Source organism: Rhodoblastus sp. (assembly GCF_041915505.1).
Lineage (GTDB): Bacteria > Pseudomonadota > Alphaproteobacteria > Rhizobiales > Beijerinckiaceae > Rhodoblastus.
In genome coordinates this window covers 1-3627 of the sequence record NZ_JAYSBG010000344.1, presented here as the reverse complement: position 1 = coordinate 3627, position 3627 = coordinate 1, and the positions used below count along the sequence as shown (strand labels likewise).

The following is a 3627-nucleotide window of genomic DNA, read 5'->3' as shown; positions in this document are numbered from 1 at the left end:
CCAAATCGACGTAACTGAAAAGCTGCCCCGACCGCCCGTCCGACCCGCGCATCCTGATGCTCCCCCTCATATCGAAGCGAATCACGAACCAGACTTAAGCGAAAGGGTTTTTCAGCAGCCTGTTAAAGGGGGCGATTAGGATTACGGCGGCCACCGCCTGCCCATCGCCACTTGATCTCGGCGTTGATCCGGGAGCGCACGTCTTCGAGGGTGATGCTCTGGAAGAACTCATGCCAGGGCTGCGGGATGAGATAATTCATCTTGCCGCCTTCGTCCCAGACCATGGCGACCGTTCCCTTGAGCCCGTTCAGCTTGGCCAGAGCCTGCAACTGGCTGATCGCCGCCTCCTGCTGTTTTGGCGCGGCGCGGGCGAAGCCCTGGTCCATGATGACGATCACCATGTCCTGGCCTTGCTCGTGCAAGGTCGCGACGGGAATGGACGGCATGGGCGCTCCGCTGGTTTATCTCATCGGTCCTTGAAAAAGACCGATGAGATCCGCGCCGACTGGCGCGGCGGCCGCTGACGCGGCCGGGCGCCTTTGTTTCCGACGAGTCGGAGACAAAGGCTGATCGTCATGATTACTGCGCAGGCGCAGCATTTTTCGGGCCAATCTTTCCCTCGCCAGACCTTGCGCAAATCGACTAGCCTGACGGCATGAGCGAATCCGCCCTTCTCAGCAATGCGCCGGAACTGTCGGTCTCCGAATTGTCCGGGGCGCTGAAGCGCGCCATCGAGGACCAGTTCGGCCATGTCCGGCTGCGCGGCGAAATTTCCAATTATCGCGGGCCGCATTCCTCCGGCCATTGCTATTTCTCGCTGAAGGACGCCAGCGCCCGCATCGACGCGGTGATCTGGAAAGGAACCTTTTCGCGCCTGCGCACCCGGCCGCAGGAGGGGCTGGAGGTGATCGCCACCGGCCGGATCACCACTTTTCCCGGCAAAAGCTCCTATCAGATCGTGATCGAACAATTGGAGCCGGCCGGCCTCGGCGCGCTGATGGCCCTGCTGGAGGAGCGCCGCAAGAAGCTGGCGGCGGAAGGCCTGTTCGACGAGGCGCGCAAGAAAAAGCTGCCTTTCCTGCCGCGCGTGATCGGCATTGTCACCTCGCCGACCGGGGCGGTGATCCGCGACATATTGCACCGCCTGAACGACCGTTTTCCGCGTCATGTGCTGGTCTGGCCGGTGCGCGTGCAGGGCGAGACCTCGGCGGCCGAGGTCGCGGCGGCGATCAGGGGCTTCAACGCCTTGGCCCCGAGTGGCGCGATCCCCCGGCCAGACCTGCTGATCGTCGCGCGCGGCGGCGGTTCGCTGGAAGACCTGTGGAGTTTCAACGAGGAGGAGGTTTTGCGCGCGGCAGCGGCCTCTGAGATCCCGCTGATCTCGGCCATCGGCCACGAAACCGACTGGACCCTGCTCGATCAGGTCGCCGACCTGCGCGCGCCGACCCCGACCGGGGCCGCCGAAAAGGCCGTGCCGGTGCGTTCCGAACTGCTGGCCGATCTGGCCGATCGCGCCCGCCGCCATGACGCGGCGGCGTTGCGCCTGCTCGACCGCCGTCGCGCGGACCTGCGCGGGCTCGCCCGCGCTTTGCCGGCGCCCGAGACCCTGTTGGCGACCCCGAGCCAGCGGCTCGATCGCGCCGGGGACCGCCTGCGCGCGGCGCTGGCCGCGGGGCGGTCGCGGCGCGAGTTGGCGCTTGCCCAGGCGTCGCGCCTACTGGCGCGCCATGCGCCGCATGCCGAATTGCAGCGCGCCGCCGGCCGGTTGCAGACGATGCTGTTCCGTTTCGCCGCCGCCCGCGCGGGGCTTTTGGAAAAACGGCGGGAGCGTCTCGCAACGCTCGGCGCGCGTTTCGACGCGGCGCGTCTGGCGCGTCTGGCCTTGCTGCGCAACGAGCTGCGCGCCAAGGCCGAAAGGGCGGGGGCGCTCGGCGCCCGAGCCGACGCCGCCGTGGCCGCCATTCTGGCGAGGCGGCGGGACAGGTTGGCCCATGCTGACCAACTGTTGGCGGCGGTGGGCTATGAGGCGGTGCTGGGTCGCGGCTTCGCGCTGGTGCGCGACGACAGCGACGCCCCCGTGCGCTCGGTCGCGCAGGCGCCGGAGGGCGCGCGGCTCACTTTGCAATTCGCCGATGGTCGGGTCGCGGCCATCGCCGGCGCGCCGCTGGGCGCGCCTTCGCCAGCGCCGGCCGGCAAGAAACGCTACGCGCCGGCCAAGGAACGCCCCGCCTTGGCCCGGAAAGCGCGGGAAAGCGGGCAGGGCAGCCTTTTCTGACGCGACGCCGCGAAAAATTTGATCTAGAAATCAGGTATCGTTGATCTGAATCAATATGCTCATCGCCCTCCTGACTGACATCCATGGCAACCGTGAGGCTTTCGACGCCTGCCGCCTGGAGGCGCGGCGGCTGGGCGCGGAGCAATTCGTCTATTTGGGCGATCTGGTCGGCTATGGGGCCGATCCCGGCTATATTGTCGATTGCGTGGCGGAAGATGTCGCGCGCGGCGCCGTCAGCCTGATGGGCAATCACGATCTCGCGGCGGTTCAGGGTCCAAGCGAATATATGAACGAGGCCGCGCGGGCCGCGATCGAATGGACGGCGCGGCGGTTGGACAAGGCCCAGCGCGATTTTCTGGCCGCAATGCCGCTCACGGCGGTCGCCTCGGGCGAGGGCGGCGAGAAGATTTTCTACGTTCATGGCGACGCCAGCGCGCCGGACCGCTTTATCTACGTCACGGGAATCGAAACCGCCGAGCGCTCGCTCGACGCGGTCGGGGCCCATGCGACCTTTTGCGGCCATGTCCACCGGCCGCAACTCTATCATCAGGCGCCCGGCAAGCCGCCGGCCTTTTTCGCGCCGACCGCCAATCTGCCGACGCCGCTCGCGCGCAGCCGCCGCTGGCTCGCGGTGCTGGGTTCGGTCGGCCAGCCGCGCGACGGCAATCCGCTCGCCGCCTTCGCGCTTTACGACGATTTGCGCGGCACGCTGAATTTCATTCGCGTGGCCTATGACGTCGACGCCGCCGCGCGGAAAATTTTCGCCGCCGGCCTGCCGGAATTTCTCGCCGAGCGGCTGTTCCTCGGCTGGTGATCTATAGCGTTTTCGAGCGAAGTGGATGCCGGTTCGCGTAAAGAAAAGGCGTCAAAACAAAAAACTAGATCGTTTCATTGTTTCGTAGAAACAATGAAACGATCTAGCGGAACGAAACGATTTCCGGCTTGAGCCCACGCATGAGGCGATTGGCGAGATAAAGCCGAGCCTTGAAGATCTGCTTGTAGAGCCGGATCGTTTCACGCTTCAGCGTGAACATGGCTTTGCGCTTGTTTTTCTTCTTAGGCGCGTCGAGCCGGCTGATGTCGCTTGAAAAATTCGCGCCGCCCGCGTCTTTTTTCACCAGAAGCTGGTCCTGGATCGCGACCGCTGGCGCGAGCTGATAGAGCCGCAGGCTCCGGCCGATCGGGTTCTCCGGAAAGACGATGTAATCGACCGGCAGGTTCGGTCGTTCGGTCTGGCGCAGAAACGTTTCGGCGCCGCGCCGGCTCAGGATGTAGCAGGCGCAGCTTTCGTGCCGCGTGTAGAGCAGAGCGAGACTGCGTCCACCTGGCGCCGGGGCCGGCGCGCCGAGCAT

At 65.8% G+C, this 3627-nt stretch carries 3 protein-coding genes and 1 pseudogene; 2 read left to right on the top strand and 2 right to left on the bottom strand.

The annotated features are described in order from the left end of the window. Positions 1 to 122: 122 nt before the first annotated feature. Positions 123 to 446: a hypothetical protein gene (locus tag ACE3S9_RS16610; protein WP_374547588.1), complete on the bottom strand. Its 324-nt coding sequence runs from the start codon at positions 444 to 446 to the stop codon at positions 123 to 125. Between the two features lie 209 nt (positions 447 to 655). Here ACE3S9_RS16610 and xseA point away from each other — a divergent pair, with 209 nt between their 5' ends. Both xseA and ACE3S9_RS16600 read left to right on the top strand, forming a co-directional pair. After that, a complete protein-coding gene (gene xseA, locus ACE3S9_RS16605) occupies positions 656 to 2275 on the top strand; it encodes an exodeoxyribonuclease VII large subunit (protein ID WP_374547587.1) in 1620 nt (539 codons plus the stop codon). Positions 2276 to 2330: 55 nt separating this feature from the next. Further along, entirely contained in the window at positions 2331 to 3089 is a 759-nt protein-coding gene (locus ACE3S9_RS16600) for a metallophosphoesterase (protein ID WP_374547586.1), read from the top strand. Between the two features lie 103 nt (positions 3090 to 3192). Here the strand turns inward: ACE3S9_RS16600 and ACE3S9_RS16595 are convergent. Further along, positions 3193 to 3627: pseudogene (locus tag ACE3S9_RS16595) on the bottom strand (hypothetical protein); the annotation flags it as partial.

What these genes read in the sequence shown, in the direction of transcription:
- ACE3S9_RS16610 (WP_374547588.1), bottom strand. Translation starts at nt 446, where the DNA reads ATGCCGTCCATTCCCGTCGCGACCTTGCACGAGCAAGGCCAGGACATG.
- xseA (WP_374547587.1), top strand. Translation starts at nt 656, where the DNA reads ATGAGCGAATCCGCCCTTCTCAGCAATGCGCCGGAACTGTCGGTCTCC.
- ACE3S9_RS16600 (WP_374547586.1), top strand. Translation starts at nt 2,331, where the DNA reads ATGCTCATCGCCCTCCTGACTGACATCCATGGCAACCGTGAGGCTTTC.